The sequence below is a fragment of the Alkalimonas sp. NCh-2 genome, assembly GCF_039631345.1.
GTDB lineage: Bacteria > Pseudomonadota > Gammaproteobacteria > Enterobacterales > Alteromonadaceae > Alkalimonas > Alkalimonas mucilaginosa.
This window is the reverse complement of sequence record NZ_JBDIUV010000002.1, coordinates 135,166-153,261: the sequence shown is the minus strand read 5'-3', so window position 1 is coordinate 153,261 and position 18,096 is coordinate 135,166. Positions and strand designations below refer to the sequence as shown.

At 50.9% G+C, this 18,096-nt stretch carries 17 protein-coding genes; 13 read left to right on the top strand and 4 right to left on the bottom strand.

Annotated elements, in window-relative coordinates:
• Positions 1-64: 64 nt before the first annotated feature.
• The 13 genes from leuS (at position 65) to lipA (ending at position 12,883) form a co-directional block, all read left to right on the top strand.
• Positions 65-2,653, top strand: a complete 2,589-nt coding sequence (gene leuS / locus ABC502_RS05975; protein ID WP_345915219.1) for a leucine--tRNA ligase — start codon at positions 65-67, stop codon at positions 2,651-2,653.
• A complete protein-coding gene (gene lptE / locus ABC502_RS05970; RefSeq protein ID WP_330086133.1) occupies positions 2,654-3,145 on the top strand; it encodes an LPS assembly lipoprotein LptE in 492 nt (163 codons plus the stop codon).
• A complete protein-coding gene (gene holA / locus ABC502_RS05965; RefSeq protein ID WP_330086132.1) occupies positions 3,142-4,182 on the top strand; it encodes a DNA polymerase III subunit delta in 1,041 nt (346 codons plus the stop codon). Before lptE ends, holA begins: the two co-directional genes overlap by 4 nt.
• Complete coding sequence (gene nadD / locus ABC502_RS05960; protein WP_345915218.1) at positions 4,169-4,816, top strand: nicotinate-nucleotide adenylyltransferase; 648 nt, start codon at positions 4,169-4,171, stop codon at positions 4,814-4,816. Before holA ends, nadD begins: the two co-directional genes overlap by 14 nt.
• A gap of 139 nt (positions 4,817-4,955) precedes the next feature.
• Positions 4,956-5,276 carry a ribosome silencing factor gene (gene rsfS / locus ABC502_RS05955; RefSeq protein WP_330086130.1) on the top strand — a complete coding sequence of 107 codons (321 nt, stop codon included), beginning with the start codon at positions 4,956-4,958 and terminating at the stop codon, positions 5,274-5,276.
• A gap of 45 nt (positions 5,277-5,321) precedes the next feature.
• Entirely contained in the window at positions 5,322-5,792 is a 471-nt protein-coding gene (rlmH, locus tag ABC502_RS05950) for a 23S rRNA (pseudouridine(1915)-N(3))-methyltransferase RlmH (RefSeq protein WP_330086129.1), read from the top strand.
• A 2-nt stretch (positions 5,793-5,794) separates the two neighbouring features.
• Positions 5,795-7,657 (top strand): penicillin-binding protein 2, encoded by a 1,863-nt coding sequence (mrdA, locus tag ABC502_RS05945; RefSeq protein WP_345915217.1) that lies wholly within the window; start codon positions 5,795-5,797, stop codon positions 7,655-7,657.
• On the top strand, positions 7,654-8,772 hold the full coding sequence (rodA, locus tag ABC502_RS05940) for a rod shape-determining protein RodA (RefSeq protein WP_345915216.1): 1,119 nt from the start codon (positions 7,654-7,656) through the stop codon (positions 8,770-8,772). The genes mrdA and rodA overlap by 4 nt, the downstream gene beginning before the upstream one ends.
• Positions 8,773-8,787: 15 nt before the next feature.
• Entirely contained in the window at positions 8,788-9,690 is a 903-nt protein-coding gene (locus ABC502_RS05935) for a septal ring lytic transglycosylase RlpA family protein (protein WP_330086398.1), read from the top strand.
• A 38-nt stretch (positions 9,691-9,728) separates the two neighbouring features.
• Positions 9,729-10,880: a serine hydrolase gene (locus tag ABC502_RS05930; protein WP_345915215.1), complete on the top strand. Its 1,152-nt coding sequence runs from the start codon at positions 9,729-9,731 to the stop codon at positions 10,878-10,880.
• Positions 10,881-10,963: 83 nt separating this feature from the next.
• On the top strand, positions 10,964-11,245 hold the full coding sequence (gene ybeD / locus ABC502_RS05925) for a DUF493 family protein YbeD (RefSeq protein WP_330086125.1): 282 nt from the start codon (positions 10,964-10,966) through the stop codon (positions 11,243-11,245).
• On the top strand, positions 11,245-11,907 hold the full coding sequence (gene lipB, locus ABC502_RS05920) for a lipoyl(octanoyl) transferase LipB (protein WP_345915214.1): 663 nt from the start codon (positions 11,245-11,247) through the stop codon (positions 11,905-11,907). Before ybeD ends, lipB begins: the two co-directional genes overlap by 1 nt.
• Positions 11,900-12,883 carry a lipoyl synthase gene (lipA, locus tag ABC502_RS05915; protein WP_345915213.1) on the top strand — a complete coding sequence of 328 codons (984 nt, stop codon included), beginning with the start codon at positions 11,900-11,902 and terminating at the stop codon, positions 12,881-12,883. Before lipB ends, lipA begins: the two co-directional genes overlap by 8 nt.
• 218 nt (positions 12,884-13,101) lie before the next feature.
• On the opposite strand, the gene ABC502_RS05910 is transcribed toward lipA, so the two are convergent.
• The 4 genes from ABC502_RS05910 to ABC502_RS05895 form a co-directional block, all read right to left on the bottom strand.
• Complete coding sequence (locus tag ABC502_RS05910; RefSeq protein ID WP_345915212.1) at positions 13,102-13,881, bottom strand: DUF2182 domain-containing protein; 780 nt, start codon at positions 13,879-13,881, stop codon at positions 13,102-13,104.
• A gap of 13 nt (positions 13,882-13,894) precedes the next feature.
• On the bottom strand, positions 13,895-14,254 hold the full coding sequence (locus ABC502_RS05905; RefSeq protein WP_345915211.1) for a hypothetical protein: 360 nt from the start codon (positions 14,252-14,254) through the stop codon (positions 13,895-13,897).
• A gap of 142 nt (positions 14,255-14,396) precedes the next feature.
• Positions 14,397-15,956: a tyrosinase family protein gene (locus ABC502_RS05900; protein ID WP_345915210.1), complete on the bottom strand. Its 1,560-nt coding sequence runs from the start codon at positions 15,954-15,956 to the stop codon at positions 14,397-14,399.
• A gap of 552 nt (positions 15,957-16,508) precedes the next feature.
• Positions 16,509-18,029: a sensor domain-containing diguanylate cyclase gene (locus tag ABC502_RS05895; RefSeq protein WP_345915209.1), complete on the bottom strand. Its 1,521-nt coding sequence runs from the start codon at positions 18,027-18,029 to the stop codon at positions 16,509-16,511.
• Positions 18,030-18,096 lie beyond the last annotated feature (67 nt).

The following is an 18,096-nucleotide window of genomic DNA, read 5'->3' as shown; positions in this document are numbered from 1 at the left end:
CCTCGAAAAGCTGCACTTTTTGCAGCAGAGAGCCCTTCGTTGATGCTTAGTTTGGAAGACCTTAATGCACGAACAGTACAATCCGCACCAGATAGAAACTGCCTTGCAGCAGCAGTGGGACAACGACCAGGTTTTTAAAGTGGTTGAAGATGACAGTAAAGAAAAATTCTACTGTCTCTCCATGTTTCCTTATCCAAGCGGACGTCTGCATATGGGCCATGTCCGCAACTACACCATTGGCGATGTGATCAGCCGCTTTCAGCGTATGCAGGGCAAAAATGTGATGCAGCCGATGGGCTGGGATGCCTTTGGTTTGCCGGCAGAAAATGCCGCCATTAACCACAAAACGGCTCCTGCCAAATGGACCTACGAAAACATCGACTACATGCGCACCCAGTTAAAGCGCCTTGGCTTTGGTTACGATTGGTCGCGCGAACTGGCCACCTGCAAGCCCGAGTATTACCGCTGGGAGCAGTGGTTCTTTACCAAGCTGTACGAAAAAGGCCTGGTGTACAAAAAAATGTCGACGGTGAACTGGGATCCGATCGATCAGTGCGTTCTGGCCAACGAACAAGTGATTGATGGCCGCGGCTGGCGCTCTGGTGCCCTGGTCGAACAACGCGAGCTGGCGCAGTGGTTCATTAAAATCACCGATTACGCTGAAGAGTTGCTGGCCGACCTGGATCAACTGGACGAATGGCCAGAGCAGGTTCGCACCATGCAGAAAAACTGGATTGGCCGCTCGGAAGGGGTGGAAATCACCTTTGATGTGGCTGACTCTGATCAGCAGGTCTCGGTGTTCACTACCCGGCCAGATACGCTGTATGGTGTCACCTATATGGCAGTGGCTGCCCAGCACCCGCTGGCGCTGCAAGCCGCGGCAAACAATCCGGCGCTGGCTGCCTTTATCGAAGAATGCAAAGGCGGCAAGGTAGCCGAAGCCGAGCTTGCCACTATGGAGAAAAAAGGCATGGCAACCGGCATCTACGCGGTGCATCCGCTGACCGGCGCCAAGTTGCCTATTTGGGTCGCTAACTTTGTATTGATGGATTATGGCTCTGGTGCCGTGATGTCGGTACCAGCCCATGACCAGCGCGACTACGAATTTGCCGGCAAGTACCAGTTGCCTATTCAGCAGGTGATAGCCCCGCTGGATGACAGCACAGCACTGGATTTAACCAAAGCGGCTTATACCGAGAAAGGCACACTGGTGAACTCGGCCGAGTTCGACGGCCTGGATTTTACGGCTGCCTTTAAGGCCATTGCCGATAAACTGGCGTCACTTGGCCGCGGTGAAGTACGGGTCAACTACCGGCTGCGCGACTGGGGTGTCTCCCGTCAGCGTTACTGGGGTACCCCCATTCCAATGCTCACCCTGGAAGATGGTTCTCAGGTGCCGGTGCCGGCTGAGCAATTGCCGGTTCGGCTGCCGGAAGATGTGGTGATGGACGGCGTACAATCGCCGATCAAAGCGGATCCTGAGTGGGCCAAAACCAGCTATCAGGGCCAGCCAGCTTTTCATGAAACCGATACCTTCGATACCTTTATGGAGTCGTCCTGGTACTATGCCCGCTACACCTGCCCGAACAACGACAGCAGTATGCTGGATCCGGCCAAAGCCAATTACTGGCTGCCGGTCGATCAGTACATAGGGGGCATTGAGCACGCCATTTTGCATCTGCTGTATTCCCGCTTCTTCCATAAGCTGTTGCGTGATGTTGGCCTGGTGCAATCGGATGAACCCTTTAAACGTTTGTTGTGTCAGGGCATGGTGCTGGCTGAGACCTTCTACCGTGAACACGACAATGGCAGCAAGAGCTGGTTCTCACCGCAGGATGTCAGCGTCGAACGTGATGACAAAGGCCGCATCCTAAGTGCCACCTTAAATAGCGATGGTCAGCCGGTGTTGTCGGCGGGCATGAGCAAGATGTCAAAATCAAAAAATAATGGCATCGATCCACAGCAAGTCATCGAGCAGTTTGGCGCGGATACCGTGCGGCTCTTTATGATGTTTACCGCGCCACCAGAGCAAACACTGGAGTGGTCGGACTCAGCTGTAGAGGGCGCTCACCGCTTCCTGAAACGGATTTATGCGCTGGTACATAACTACAGCCAGCATCAGGCAACCACAGCTTTGGATCTGCCTGCACTTACCAATGAACAAAAAGTGCTACGGCGTGAACTGCACAAAACCATTGCCAAAGTAACTGATGACCTGGCACGGCGTTATACCTTCAATACCGCCATTGCCGCCATTATGGAGCTAAGCAACAAACTGCAAAAAGCGCCGTTGGAGACTGAACAGGATAAAGCCGTAATGCAGGAAGCCGTGCTGGCCTTGCTGCAAATGCTGAATCCGATTACACCGCACCTTTGTCAATTCCTGTGGCGTGAGCTGGGTCAGCAAACCGCTTTGGAAGATGGCAACTGGCCACAAGTTGACAACAGCGCTCTGGTGGAAGACGAAAAGCTGATTGTAGTGCAGGTCAACGGCAAAGTGCGTGCCAAGCTGACCGTCGCCGCCGATGCCAACCAGGAGCAGGTGCTGGAGCAAGCCAAAGCCGATGACAATGTGCAGCGCTACCTGGAAGGTGTCAGCATTCGCAAGGCTATTTATGTGCCGGGCAAACTGCTGAACCTGGTGGTGGGTTAAGTGAACACTACCAAAGCGCTACGACTACTGTTGTTCGTAGTACTGGCCTGGCAACTGACCGGCTGCGGCTTTCAGCTGCGTGGCCAGTTGCCATTGCAATTGTTTGATGGCGTCTATTTGCAGGCAGAGCGCCACTCAGAGCTGGCGACCATTTTGCGCCAGCGCCTGCAAAGCCATCAGATTGTGTTGCTGAACCAACCCGAGCAAGACAGCCCCAGTGTCTACTTGCTGCACGACTCGCTGGAGCGCCGCACCCTGTCGCTTTTCCCCAATGGACAAGTGGCGGAGTACGAGCTGATTTATCAGGTGCGCTACAGCATTCAGACACCGGGCGCAGAAGCTCAGGTATTTGAGTTTGAATTGTTCCGTGATTACCAGGACGATCCAAACCGGGCGCTGGCCAAAGCACGGGAGCTGGAACTGATGCTGGCCGAGCTGCGTGAGCAGGCCGCGCAGCGCATCCTACGTCAGTTAGGGCGTATTGGTACATGAATAAGCTGTATGCCAACCAGCTGTCGCAGTATCTGCAACAGCAACTGGCTGGCTGTTATCTGTTGTTTGGTGAAGAACCGCTGCAAAAACAAGAGGGCCTGGATCTAATTCGGGCCAAAGCACGCCAGCAAGGCTTTGATGAACGTCAGCAATTTCGTCTGGAAGCTCAGTTTGACTGGGAGCCGTTGTACAGCGCCATCCAGAGCTTGTCGTTATTTAGCCAACGGAAGATCATAGAGCTGGATTTTCAGAACCAGAAATTAACCGCAGCCATTGGCAAAGAGTTGAAACAGCTGCTGGGCCTACTGCACCCAGACGTCCTGTTGCTGCTGCACGGTGAACGCAGCCCGGCAGAAATCAACAAATTAAGCTGGGTTAAAGCCTTGCCCAAAGACAGTGTATTTGTCAGTATTTATCCACTGGATGACCAGCAGTTTCAGAAGTGGTTGCAACAGCAATTGCGCCAAAACGGACTCCAACTTACCCCAGATGCCTGTCAGCTGTTTTTGCACCATTGCAGCGGTAACCTGCTGGCAGCAAAACAAAACCTGGACAAGCTGCTGTTGACCTTTGGCCGCGGCAGCCTGGATGAACATGCACTGGCCGAGTTTTTATCGGACCAATCCAGCTTCTCGGTGTTTCAACTGTGCGATGCCTTGCTGGCAGGTCAGAGGCAGCAGGCATTTCACCGGCTAGAGCGACTGCTTGGCCAAGATGAAGAACCAACGTTGCTGTGCTGGCAATTGCATCGTGAAGTACAGCACTTAGTGCAGCTGCAACAAGCCTCATCTACAGAGCGGACTGGGCTATTCAAACAATTGGGTATTTGGCCGAAACGTCAACCACTGTACCAGCAAGCCATGCAACGCTTGCCATTGAACTGGTTGCACTACCTGTTGCAAGAGCTGGCCAGCTTTGATCGTCAATACAAAGGTGGTCAATTAACTCAATTGCCACTGGCCTTAACCCACTTGTGTAGTCTGTTTTTAGCACCCGTCCCCAAAACTTTTTCGTTGCAGCGCCATGAACACTACTAATCCCCTGCTTGGCATCTTTGGTGGCACCTTCGATCCCATTCATTACGGCCATCTGCGCACAGCACTGCATGTACAGCAAACCTGCCAATTGGAGCAGGTGCGACTGATGCCGTGCCATCTGCCAGCACACCGCGCTAGCCCGGGTGTGAGTGCTGTGCAACGCGCAGAGATGGTTCAATTAGCCATTGCACCCTACCCTCAACTGGCATTGGAGCCACTGGAGCTCAGGCAACACCGTCCCTCCTACAGTGCTATCAGCCTGGCACAGCTGAAGCAACAATACCCAAAGCATCAACTGGCATTTATACTGGGAATGGATGCCTTTAATCAGTTTACCCGCTGGCATCGCTGGCAACAGATCTTGCAACTGGCCGATTTGATTGTCTGCCAACGCCCCGACTATGAACAACTTTCTGCTGAAAGTCAGGCCTTGCTGGTAAAACGGCAACTGCAGCAGCCCCAGGAGCTGCAACAACCCGGTCAGGGAAGGATTTTGGTGCTGGAAAATCCATTGCTGGCTGTTTCGGCCAGTCAGTTGCGTGCAGAGCTGCCCAAGCTGGCAAGCTGCCCGGAGTGGTTACCATCAGCTGTATGGAACTATATCCGCCAGCATGAACTCTATATAGCAGGGTAACCTCACAGCCATGAAGCTCACAGCTTAAGGCTATTTGGCTATAGTTACAGTGCCTGGAAGAAAGAGTCGGCTAAAGAGAGTACAAGTCGCGTTAAAAAGTGATAAAATTTAGTTTTTACCCCGTGATAAAGGAAAACAGGTGCAAAGTAGCGAATTACTTAGTTTTGTGCAGCAAAAAGTTGAAGATATGAAAGGCCGCGATATTGTCACACTGGATGTTCGCGGAAAATCCAGTATTACTGATTTCATGGTCATTTGTTCCGGTACCTCCAACCGCCATACCAAATCCATCGCCGATCATGTGGCTCTTGAAAGCAAGCAAGCTGGCATAGACATTATGGGTATTGAAGGTGACAAAGCCGGTGAATGGGTTCTGCTGGATTTAGGCGATGTGGTGGTGCATGTTATGCTGGACGATACCCGCAGCTTTTATCAGTTGGAAAAGCTCTGGAGCGCTTAAAAACCATGCAGATTAACGCTTTGCCACAGCAGGACTAGCACCAGCATGAAGCTGATACTGATTGCTGTGGGTAGTAAAATGCCAGCCTGGGTACAAAGTGGGTATCAGGAATATGCCCGGCGTTTTCCGCGTGATCTGCCATTGGAGCTGATTGAAATCCCTGCACAAAAACGCGGCAAAAATGCCGATATCAAACGTATTTTGCAGCAAGAAGGGGAAAAAATGCTGGCTGCTGTACCTAAAGGAGCTCGCATTGTCACACTGGAAGTAACCGGTAAGAACTGGGATAGCCCTACCCTGGCCAGCCAGCTTACCCAGTGGCAGCTGGATGGCCGCGATGTTTGTCTGCTGATCGGAGGCCCTGAAGGCTTGGCCCCCGAATGCATGGCAGCCAGTGAGGCCAAGTGGTCGCTATCGGCTCTGACCCTACCGCATCCCCTGGTGCGGGTAGTACTGGCTGAAAGCTTGTACCGGGCCTGGAGTATTTGTACCAATCACCCCTATCATCGCGAGTGACTATGCGCCGACAGCGAGAAGCCATCCAGGATCATGCCGCCGAAGCCTTGTTGTTCAAACGTCGCGCTTTGGTGGCTTTTTCCATCGTGGTGTTATCCTTCATGGTGGTGCTATTCAATCAGTATCATTTACAGATACGTTCGTACCATGAGTATCAAACCCGCTCAGAGGGGAACCGCATCAAGGTGGTGCCGGTAGCTCCCAATCGAGGGCTGATTTACGACAGAAACGGCATTTTGCTGGCGGAAAATACCCCGGTACATTCACTGGAGATCATCCCGGAGCAAGTGGCTGATATAGAGCAAACACTGGCGGAACTGGCTAAGCTCATTGATATCAGCCCGGAGCTGCAAGAAAGCTTTCTGCAGGATGTGCGTCGTCAACGCCGCTTCAATAGCATCGCTTTAAAAGAGCAACTCAGTGAGCAGGAAGTGGCCATCCTCGCCGTTAATCAACACCGCTTTCCAGGGGTTACTTTAGAGGCCCGTCTAAGCCGCACCTACCCTTTTGGTGATCTGTTCACCCACTCGATAGGTTACATTGGCCGTATCAATAGCAATGACCTGCAACGGCTTCGCGAGCAGGAACTGGCGGCGAACTATGCTGCCAGCCGTCATATTGGCAAAATTGGCCTGGAGCGCTATTACGAGCGATTGCTGCACGGCAGTGTTGGTTATCAGGAAGTCGAAGTCAACAATCGTGGTCGGGTCATTCGTACCCTGCGCTCGGATCCAGCCATTTCAGGTCAGGATCTGATATTGAGTCTGGATGTTGGCTTGCAGTTGACCGCACAGCAGGCACTGGAAGGTCTGCGAGGTGCCGTGGTCGCACTGGATCCACGTACCGGAGCAGTGTTGGCTTTTTACAGCAACCCGGGTTACGATCCCAATTTGTTTGTACATGGTATCAGTAGTAGCAACTACAACGCTCTGCTCAACTCTTTTGATCGGCCATTGATTAACCGGGTGACGCAAGGTATTTATCCCCCCGCATCGACCATTAAACCCCATCTGGCTTTAATTGGTTTGGATCAGGGCATCATCACGCCAAGCAGCCGCATCTGGGATCCTGGCTATTATCAGCTCCCAAACTATTCACGTCGCTTTCGTAATTGGCGCCGACATGGCCAAGGTTGGGTCAATGTGTACGGCGCCATTATCCAAAGTAATGACACCTACTTTTACGATATGGCTGTCCGGTTAGGTATTGATGCCATTTCGGATTCGATGAAGCAATTTGGTTTTGGCCAGCGCACTGGTATCGATATCCACGAAGAGTCTGCCGCCATTATGCCATCTCGTGGTTGGAAACGAGCTCGCTATAATCAGCCTTGGTTTCCGGGTGATACCGTCTCACTGGGAATTGGCCAGAGCTATTGGACTGCTACCCCACTGCAGTTAGCCACCAGTACCGCCATCCTGGTCAACCGTGGTGACAGTGTAGTGCCAACTTTATTGCAGGGCACGCGCTTTCAAGGCGAGTTTGAAGCTGTCTCCTATCAACGTGAGCAGGCGGTTCGTATCCAGGACCCACAGCATTGGCAAGTAATTCTGGATGCCATGGAACAAACGGTAAACACCAGAGAGGGCACCGCGTTTCGCGCTTTTCAGAGGACTAATTACAGCTCCGGTGGGAAAACAGGAACAGCCCAGATAGTAGGCATTGCCCAAGATGCTAAATACGATGCGGATGCCTTGCAGGAGCAGCACCGGGATAATGCCATGTATATTGGTTATGCGCCGGCAGAAGATCCCACCATTGTGGTTGCCATAGTGGTAGAAAATACCGGTGGTGGTGGCAGCACCGCAGCCCCTGTCGCCCGCCAACTTTTTGACTACTATTTCAGCGCTGGGGTGAATCAGTGAATGATGTAATCAGCGAATCTCAGCGGCCACGCGGCCTGGCTATTTTTCATATCGATGCACCTTTACTGCTCGGCTTATTGGCGTTGATGGGTTTTGGTCTGCTGGTATTGTACAGTGCCAGTGGCCAAAGCCAGGCGATGATGCAGGCACAACTGATCCGACTTGGTTTGGCTTTAGCGGTGATGGTGGTGTTTGCCCAAATCAGTCCGTTAACCTATAAACGCTGGGGCTTGCCGGTTTTTATCCTCGGTTTATTGATGCTGATCGCCGTCTTGCTGGTTGGAGAAGTAGGCAAAGGTGCTCAGCGCTGGCTAAACCTTGGTTTTATCCGTTTTCAGCCATCTGAACTCATGAAGCTGGCCGTACCGCTGGCCATTGCCTGGTTTATTTCCAATCATAACCTGCCGCCCAAAATTTGGCGTTTACTGGTAGGCTTTGTGATGTGTGTGGTTCCCACCTTACTAATTGCCAAACAACCCGATCTGGGAACTGCGCTGCTGATAGCCACTTCAGGTATTATGGTGCTGTTTTTAGCCGGCATGAGCTGGCGCCTGATCGCATTTATCGGGCTGTTAATTTCTTCGTTTTTACCCGTCATGTGGTTTTTTGTGATGCATGACTACCAAAAGCGCCGGGTACTGACCTTTTTAAATCCGGAAACCGACCCGCTCGGCTCGGGCTATCACATCATTCAATCCAAAATTGCCATTGGCTCTGGTGGCTTGCAAGGTAAAGGCTGGTTGCAAGGCACTCAGTCCCAACTTGAGTTTTTGCCAGAGCGTCATACCGATTTTATTTTTTCCGTGTTAAGCGAAGAATTCGGCCTGATGGGAGTGGTCCTGCTGGTGAGCCTGTATCTGTTTGTGATTGGCCGCTGCATGCTATTGGCTATCCGGGCACAGGACAGTTTTTCCAAGCTAGTCGCAGGTAGCTTAACCATGACCTTTTTTGTCTATGTATTTGTTAACATTGGTATGGTATCCGGGCTCTTACCGGTGGTTGGTGTGCCACTGCCCCTGATCAGCTACGGCGGTACCTCCATGGTTACATTGCTGGCGGCTTTTGGTATTCTGATGTCAATCAGTACTCACAAGCGTATTTTAGCATCCTCATAAACAGGAGTTTTTGTGATGCATCTTCGTTGTCTGACTCTGTCGCTTTGTTTACTCACCCTGGCTGCTTGTAGCCATCGCCCGGCAAATAATGACCATGTGTCTCCCAATGCCGGCCGCTATCAGTTTGAACAAGACCATAAACCGGATCGCTTGCCTTCACTGCTGGAAATGACCGATCCTGAACCCAGCATTCAACCACTAAGTCGGGGTGGCAATCACGCCTACCGGATTTTTGGTGTTGATTACCAGCCGAAAACTGATTTGACCGAGTACAAAGCAACTGGCATCGCCTCCTGGTATGGCATGAAGTTTCATGGCCATAAAACCTCTAATGGCGAGGTGTATGATATGTTCAGCATGAGTGCGGCCCATAAAACACTGCCCTTGCCCTCCTATGTCCGGGTCACGAACCTGGTCAACCAGCAAAGCGCCATCGTCCGGGTGAACGATCGCGGCCCTTTTCATCAGGAGCGTATTATTGATTTATCCTACGCCGCTGCCCATAAATTAGGCATGCTACAACAAGGTACAGCGCCAGTTCAGGTTGAGCTGATAGCATCGCCGGCAATGGTGAACCAAAGTGCTGATTCCGAAGTGTTGGTAGCTGCTGCCCGGCCAGAGTTTACTGAAAACCTGGTTGCTATCGAACCCGTAACGGCAACCACAGCACCAGCACAAGTTGCCGGCTCTTGCTACATTCAGGTCTTTGCCAGTCAAAACGACCAAAGAGCCAGTGAGCTCGGCCAGCAAATAGAGCAGCAACTGGCTTTTACCACCAAAATAAGTCACCATAACGGAATTTTCCGTTTGCTGGTGGGTCCTATTGCTGATCGCTCTCAGGCCCAGGACTGGTTGCAACAACTGCAAGCAGAGCTGTATCCATCGGCTTATTTTACCGACAGTCGCCTTTGCGGCTGATTCAGACAAGTTCCACTGTTAATAAAAGAAAAGGTGCTATGAAAACTGTTACCCGTTGTATTGCATTGATCATTGTTGCGCTGGCCTGTTCCCAGGTTCAGGCTGTATCCGTAGTGCCTGCACCTCCAGAAATCAATGCAAAAGGACATATTCTGCTGGACTATGATACCGGTAAAGTTCTATCAGAACACAATGCAGACATGTTGTTATCGCCGGCCAGTCTGACCAAAATGATGACTGCCTACATCATCGGCTCTGAACTAAAAAGTGGCAACATCGCCGATACCGATATGGTTACTATCAGTGAGCGAGCCTGGGCGCGAAACTTTCCGGGCTCTTCCCTGATGTTTATTGAGGTTGGCACCCAGGTAGCCGTGGCCGATCTCAATCGTGGTATTATGGTGCAATCAGGTAATGATGCCTGTGTCGCCATGGCAGAGCATATCGCCGGTAGCGAGAGTGCTTTTGTTGATTTGATGAATGCTCATGCTCAGCGCTTGGGCATGCACAGCACCACCTTTGGTAACAGCCATGGTCTGCAGCATCCGGACCAGCGCACCACCCCCCGCGATATGGCCATTTTATCCAAAGCCTTGATTCGCGATGTACCGGATATGTATGCGCTCTATTCCGAACGTGAGTTTAGTTACAACAATATCCGCCAATACAACCGCAACTCGCTGTTATGGGACCGCAACCTGGCCGTGGATGGCATTAAAACCGGCTTCACCTCAGAGGCTGGCTATAGCCTGATTACTTCGGCAACCCGTGATGATATGCGACTGATATCGGTTGTTATGGGCTCACCAAGTGAACAGATCCGTGCCCAGGAAAACCGAAAGTTACTGAATTATGGCTTTCGCTTCTTTGAAACCATCACACCTTTTCCTGCCAGCCAGGTCTTTGCAGAGCCCCGTGTCTGGCAAGGTGAAGTCGATAGCGTTCGCTTAGGTGTTGGTCAGCAAAGCCTTATCACTATTCCTCGTGGTCAGCAGCGTAATTTGCACACTGAAGTAAAACTGGAGCAGTCATTGGTGGCGCCGATTGAGCGTGGCCAGGTCGTTGGCCGCCTGCAGCTTAGCCTGGACGGCGAAGCTATTGCCGAATACCCATTGGTCACTCTGGATGCGGTAGAGCGCGGTGGCTTTTTCAAGCGCATGATGGATTACCTGAAGATGCAGTTTAACTGATTCCATCCGCTCGACCAGCTGCCTCTGTTACAACCCGGCGAAATGCAGTAAAATAGCCGGGTTGTTTGATCTGGAGGCCTGGCATGGTTACCCCTGTAAAAAATACCAACTTTGATGCACTGCTTGATTTCCCTTGCACCGTTCAATTTCGAGTGATGGGTGTGGCTCATGAACGCCTGGTGGACGACATCATTGGTGTGCTGCAACAACACGCCGAAGCCGCTGATTACAGCCCCAGCGTCAAACCAAGTACCAAAGGCAACTATCACTCCGTATCCATCGGCGTACGTGTCGTCGACAAAGACCACATAGAGTTACTTTATACCGAATTAAGTAAACTGGAACTGGTGCGCTACGTACTCTAATGACAACAGCCACCAATGCCCTGATCATCCGTCAGCTCGGTATTCAGCCGTACCTGCCGATTTGGCAGGCCATGCAAGCCTTTACCGATGAACGCAATGAGCATAGCCTGGATGAGCTATGGTTTTTACAGCATCAGCCGGTCTTTACCCAGGGTCAGGCTGGCAAAGCTGAGCATATTCTGGCCACTGGAGATATCCCGGTGGTACAGGTTGATCGGGGCGGACAGGTCACTTACCATGGCCCCGGTCAGCAAATGGTGTATGTGCTGCTGGATTTAAAGCGACGGAAAATCGGGGTTCGCGAGCTGGTGACCTTACTGGAGCAAGTACTGATTGATACTTTAGCCAGCTTTCAGATCCAGGCATACGCCAAGCCAGATGCACCTGGAGTGTATGTAGACAACAAAAAAATTGCCTCGCTTGGGCTGCGCATTCGTAAAGGCTGCAGCTTTCATGGCCTGGCACTGAATGTTGATATGGATTTATCGCCATTTTCCCGCATTAATCCCTGTGGTTATGCCGGCATGGAAATGATTCAATGCCGTGATTTTGGCCCTATGACTATCAACACCATTGAGCAACAACTGATTCAGCAGTTCAGCCAAAAGCTTGGTTGTGATGAACTGCGTTACCATACAGGATTGGACAGGCAGCATGACTAAAACCGCACGTATGCAACCCGGTGTCAAACTTCGCGACGCCGACAAGATGGCGCTGATCCCGATCAAGGTGTTACCAACCGAGCGCGACCAGATGCTGCGCAAACCGGACTGGCTGAAAATCAAACTGCCAAAAAGCTCCGAGCGCATTGACGAAATCAAAGGCGCGATGCGCAAGCACGGCTTGCATTCGGTCTGTGAAGAAGCGGCCTGCCCTAACCTGCCAGAGTGCTTTAACCATGGCACCGCTACCTTTATGATTTTAGGGGCTATCTGCACCCGGCGTTGCCCGTTTTGCGATGTAGCCCATGGCCGGCCACTGCCACCAAGCGCCGAAGAGCCAGAAAAACTGGCGCTCACCATCCGGGATATGAAGCTAAAATACGTGGTGATCACCTCGGTAGACCGGGATGACCTGCGCGATGGCGGTGCCCAGCACTTTGCTGATTGCATCCGCGAAATTCGCCTGCACAGCCCAGCCATTAAAATTGAAGTGCTGGTACCGGATTTCCGAGGCCGTATGGACACAGCACTGGATATTTTGACCCAGACCCCGCCGGATGTGTTTAACCACAACCTGGAAACCGCCCCTCGTCTGTACAAACTGGCACGGCCGGGCGCCGATTACAAATGGTCTTTGCAGCTGTTAAAGCGCTTTAAAGCCGCGCACCCGCATATTTCCACCAAATCCGGCCTGATGGTCGGCCTTGGCGAAACCACCGAAGAGCTGATTGAAGTGCTAAAAGACTTGCGGGCGCACGATGTCGATATGCTGACCGTTGGTCAGTACCTGCAACCCAGCAAGCACCACTTGCCGGTAGAGCGCTACGTGCCACCAGCCGAGTTTGATGAAATTAAGCGCATTGCTTATGAGCTGGGCTTTAAACATGCTGCCTGCGGGCCTTTCGTGCGATCCAGCTACCATGCCGATCGCCAGGCTGCTGGTGAAGAGATTGTCAGCAGCTTTAGCCCTGCTTAAGCAATGATGACTTGCAACGATAAGTAGCACGCTACCATGCTGTTCTCTAGCTCGCTTAACCGACCGGCATAGGCAATTGCCGGTTTTCTTACCTTTCACTTTACTGGTTGGTGCACTTATGCACCAATTTTAGCTTCAAAACAAAATATGCGATGTTACTCTGTTATTGGGTGGAGTTAGGAGGAGCGACGATTCATGTTACTGCTCCACCATGCTATCTAGCCGCTAACTTGTTTATATCGCCCGCTGCTTCGTAAATATTCAAACCGAAACGGGACATGCCACGCTACCTGGCGTGGGGATAGATGTTGTTCAAAAAACATCCATCCACAGACTGTCAGCATCGATATAAACATCAGCAAAAAAGAATCAAGCAGCATCGGAAACACCATCAGGTGCCAACACGAAACTATGCACCAACTACCTTTTTTAATACCAAAACTCAAGCAATCATAAAAATAGCGCCAGCCAGAAAGCGCCAGTCTTTGGTTGTAGTGGCAGTAATTCAATCCCCACTGTTTCATTGGTGAGGCTTGCCATAACAGGACAATTGCGCTGGCAACAAGGACGATTTGCGTCAGAGGTATGTTGTGTAGTGCCATCAGCATCAGGTTACACAGTAAGCCAACCACAAACCACAGCGATAAATAACCTAAACAAAAAAGCACGCTTCCTAAAAGGCGTAATCTCGGCAAACTCCGTTGCCAAATATGACGAATGGCATTGTGCAGCAGTGGAAACATCATGGCCAATACCATCATCGCCCAACCGGAAAGTTGAACAAGAGCGGAGTGAAGCAGCTCTCGGACCGGGGCAAGGGGTTGGCTGTACATTTGATGTTGGTGAGCCATTGGCATATCTTGCATGGTTGAGGAGAGTTGATGGGCAGTGTGCTCGTGACCACCAAAGTACAATAATAACCAGGCAATGGCTGAAATCAGGAGCAAAATCGGCAATGGCGGCTGAGCTAAAAACCAGATATAGCTTCTAATTTTCATAAGTTACCCTTCTCTAACGGCCTGCAAGGAGTGAGACCTGCATAATCTGCAATGGCTCTTGATCATTGCGCTTATAGCGTGGCTGCAACACCAGAGAACAGATGCTGTGGCGACTTAAACACTGCTGACAGAGCTGTTGTAACTCTGCCGATATATCGGTGCAAATCGATAGCCCGCCTGAGAACTTACTGGCACTTTTTAACCCGTACAGCCCCTCAGAGATCAGTAATATTGAGCTGTTTTCCGAGCGCAGATACACCTCAAGCGTAATACCTTCGCGAGCACCACTGATCCCTAGTATTTGCAGGTATATTGGGTGCTGGCTCTGTATCCATTCGCTTAATTCACTGACTTTACCTAATGGTAAAACCAAGTGTTGTGCAAAATGTAGCTGGGCATGGATTCGCCCAAAATGAACAGCCTGATTGTCTGCTGTGCTCATGCGCCAAAATCTCTGTAGACCAATGTATGATTGTTGGCAGCGGCAAAAAATTTAGTCAACCGCTGCCCGGTTTTTACTGCTGACGATAGAGACTAATGCGCTCAACACTTAAACCAGATCCTTCGGTGTTAGCGGTGCGTGGCGTGAGCTTCACCACAACATCCCTGAGGTTTTCAATACCCTTACTCTGATGCAGCTGATCAAACTCGTCGGTAACATCCAAAACAATGGTTAAACCGGCACCGCCATGCGCTAAGTCTTGACGTGAAGCATTTTTGATACCAAACAACCCCAGAGGTGCTAGCCTAACCTCTTTAGTATCTAGCAACAAATGCACATCAAGACTTAAGCCTTCACGGTTGGCTCGAATAGACTCCAGGTTAAGGAAGAAGCGATCGGGCTCTTGACTGGCCGACTCTACCAACACATCAGCTTTAAAACCACGGGCACTACGCTGCATCATACGATGATCAAGCTTAATGACGCTCTGTTGAGGACTGTCTAAAGTGATGATTGCATCGTTGGCTCCCAAAAGCTCTGTATGGGAAGGAGGCTCGGCTGGCGGTAACGCAGGTGCAACCAAAGCCCTTAAGCCCAACTGTTCCAGTCGAGAGCTTTTACTGCTTAGTGGAACAATATCGCCATTGTCTAATGGGTCGTAACGATAGCCAAGCTGCTCAGGGATAAGAACATCTTTGGGTGCATATACCCAGTCTTGCCCATTAGGCATGGGCATAATGAAGCGACGACTAACTGGACCTTGCAACCAGCTCTGATCGTTAGGGTTGGCACGGCCATCCCCCAGGCTGAGCCAAAGTGCCCATAGCCTGTCTATATTGGCATGGTGCAAATAAAAAATAGGATCCAATCCTGCAAGATCCGGATCGGCCATAAGACCCGCTCCGCCACCATACTCCTGTCCCACATCGACATGCACAATGTTATGAGGCAACGATTCTAAGCCACCAGAGAAGCCTCCACCATGATGAAAGGCTGTTTTAGGCCCGCCAAAACCGGGACTACCGCCGGAAGTGCCGACATAAGGAATGATGTTGAGGTTCTTTAGCGATACATCATCTACTGGTAAAGGTAACGTTGGAGGATTCACCATAGCACCATAACGTTGTTGGACAAACAAAGGGTTAGGACTGCCATCAGGCAGGGTTGTGGCGCTAAATGCTGGCGGTAAGCCCCTGGCAGTTGGGCTTGGGTTGCAGTAGTCCCAGTAAGGAAGTGCCCAATCAGATGGACCACCGAGTTTGACGATGGCGTCACGTACAATGGATTCTAACGATATCAAATAGCCGCGATGCCAAGGTAAAAAAAACCAAGATTGATGCTGACATTGATTCCAAAATGCATCTTGCTCTGCCTTGCTGGGTAATGACTCACCAGGCGTATAATAATGGTAGCGCTCCCAAAAGGAAGTCCCGCTGTTATTGCTAAAGTCTTCACCGTGGATAGCAGCTAGAAAACGCCAACTGGTTTTGTCGCTTAAAGGCCGTTTCATTAACTCTGCAACGCCTTTGGCATACCAAAATAGTAGCGGGTCGCTAAAGTCACCACCTTTTGCCCACACACTTTGCCGTAAAAACATAATTGAATTCCTTCTAGTTATTAAATACTGTACCAACCTTGCGCTTTTAGGGATAAGACATGAGCTCCCATTAAAGAAGTGAACGATTGCCTGCTTTAGAAAAAGCACGTCGGATTTTCTGAATGGTTTGCTACCTGCTGGGCATTGGCAGCAACATGCAGCACTGAAATCCAGCTTTCAATGAGCTTAGAGTTACAGCACATTGGTCACTTGCTGTTGAGGATCACAAGACTTCCGCTCTGCCACCTTGTGTCGTTCCAATATGCTACTTGAGTATAGACGAGATAATTAAAAAGATTGTTACAATAGTGCGCGTTATTTCGAACTGAAATTTACCAAACGCTCCAAATAATCACATTACTCCGAACCAGAACCATGCTACTTTCTTGCACTCGCGTACACAGCCAATAGAACATAGTGATGGAAATCTGGGGACATTTACGGCTGACTAGAGCAGGTAGAGTTTGAAAGCGGTTATGGAAGCCTAAAGACTATGCCGCACAATGAGCTGCCAGGCATTCTTCTTAACAGAGCCGTTCAACTTTTGATGTGCGTAATCAGAAGTTTTTTCATAGCATCCAAGTAAGCTCAACTCTTCACTGCTGCCTTGCGCTGCTGCTTCACCTGATACATGGCCTGATCTGCTTGCTGGATCAGGCTTTCCATATCTGCGCCTCCCGGCTGCCACAGTACCATGCCAATGCTGGGCCCAGCGTATTGCAACGATACCCCTTGTAAGACGAAGGTACCGCTGGTGGCTTGCTGCAGCTTTACGGACAGGCTATTACTAGCCCGATTGGCATCGTCCTCGGCTGCCAGGCAAGCCATCACAATAAACTCATCGCCGCCATAGCGCGCTACCAGATCGCCTTCACGCATCACGGCCTGCAGACGGCTAGCCAGCGCCACTAAAAAAGCATCCCCGATTTGATGGCCATGTTCATCATTGATCTGCTTAAACTTGTCCAAATCAATAAAAGCCAGCAACAACTGCCCACCATGGCGGCTTTTTTGCGCCATGGTGCGTTGCAAACTTTCCTGCAAATAACGCCGGTTGGCTAAACCAGTTAAGGGATCATGCAGTGCATGCACACTGAGTTCTTTGTTCATTTGCAGCAAACGGCTTTGGTCGTATAAGCGGGTAGCCAGCAGTGACAGGTAATTGGTGCAGCTAAGAATTAAGGATGGGTCCGGTAAGTCGTCGCTTTGGCTGAGCAATAAAATACCGCCTTCCAGTTCATCATGATTCTCGGCCGTAATACAGGCCACGGCACCGGTCGGTTTTAATCCCAGCATGGCTCGCATGGCACTGACCGCTTCATTTTCTTCCTGGCACAACCAGAGCACCTCGCCCTGCTCCATGGCTTTTTTGCTGTAACAGCGGATCAGGTAATACACGGCTTCATGTTGATCAGGCGTCAGTTTAAGCGTTACCAATAGTTCCGCCTTAGCTGCACGCTGCCGGAACGGCAGCACCAGGGGCCAGTCGGGCAAACGCTGTAATAAGACACTGGCTTTTTGCAGCACTTCGGTCAAGGAACTGGCCAATAAACACAGATCACCCAACTCGGCCAGTAATGACATGCCATGCAACCGATGCTCCGCATCCTGCGCCCGTTGAGATTGCAGCGACAATTGCCGTTCCCGTTCCAACTGCCAGGCAATCAGTTGAGCAAACAGCTGTAAAATCTTACTGTGTTTGGCCTCGACTTCGGTGGGTACCGCACTGGCTCCACAAAGGGTACCAAACAACTCACCATCACTTAAATACACGGGGACACTGACATAGGTTTGCAGCCCAAGCTCCCGGGCTGCATCCGAATCGCCCCATATCGCAGATACATCCTGAGTGACAAAACGCTCTTGTAAAATAGCCCGACGACATAGGGTATCTTCCCAGGGGACTTTAAGACCTTCAGGCAAGGTCAATTCAGCAGTATTCATTGCATAGAGAATTTGCTGGAAGCCAGCCGTTTGATCAACTTTGGTAAGATAGGTGGAGTCCAAACCGGTCATTTCCTGCAACAAAGCCAGTAAAGGCCTGGTCAGGCTTTCCAGGTCCGATGCGGTCGTTACCGACTGCGCCAACTGCTCCAGATAGACATTCATAGCCACCACTATCGATTGCCAAATATGCCGGATACCCAAAGTGTACTGCAGCGATTCGATGTTTGCC

Coding starts and splice junctions, on each gene's coding strand:
- leuS (WP_345915219.1), top strand. CDS start 65: ATGCACGAACAGTACAATCCGCACCAGATAGAAACTGCCTTGCAGCAG.
- holA (WP_330086132.1), top strand. CDS start 3,142: ATGAATAAGCTGTATGCCAACCAGCTGTCGCAGTATCTGCAACAGCAA.
- nadD (WP_345915218.1), top strand. CDS start 4,169: ATGAACACTACTAATCCCCTGCTTGGCATCTTTGGTGGCACCTTCGAT.
- rlmH (WP_330086129.1), top strand. CDS start 5,322: ATGAAGCTGATACTGATTGCTGTGGGTAGTAAAATGCCAGCCTGGGTA.
- mrdA (WP_345915217.1), top strand. CDS start 5,795: ATGCGCCGACAGCGAGAAGCCATCCAGGATCATGCCGCCGAAGCCTTG.
- ABC502_RS05935 (WP_330086398.1), top strand. CDS start 8,788: ATGCATCTTCGTTGTCTGACTCTGTCGCTTTGTTTACTCACCCTGGCT.
- ABC502_RS05930 (WP_345915215.1), top strand. CDS start 9,729: ATGAAAACTGTTACCCGTTGTATTGCATTGATCATTGTTGCGCTGGCC.
- ybeD (WP_330086125.1), top strand. CDS start 10,964: ATGGTTACCCCTGTAAAAAATACCAACTTTGATGCACTGCTTGATTTC.
- lipB (WP_345915214.1), top strand. CDS start 11,245: ATGACAACAGCCACCAATGCCCTGATCATCCGTCAGCTCGGTATTCAG.
- lipA (WP_345915213.1), top strand. CDS start 11,900: ATGACTAAAACCGCACGTATGCAACCCGGTGTCAAACTTCGCGACGCC.
- ABC502_RS05910 (WP_345915212.1), bottom strand. CDS start 13,881: ATGAAAATTAGAAGCTATATCTGGTTTTTAGCTCAGCCGCCATTGCCG.
- ABC502_RS05895 (WP_345915209.1), bottom strand. CDS start 18,029: ATGAATGTCTATCTGGAGCAGTTGGCGCAGTCGGTAACGACCGCATCG.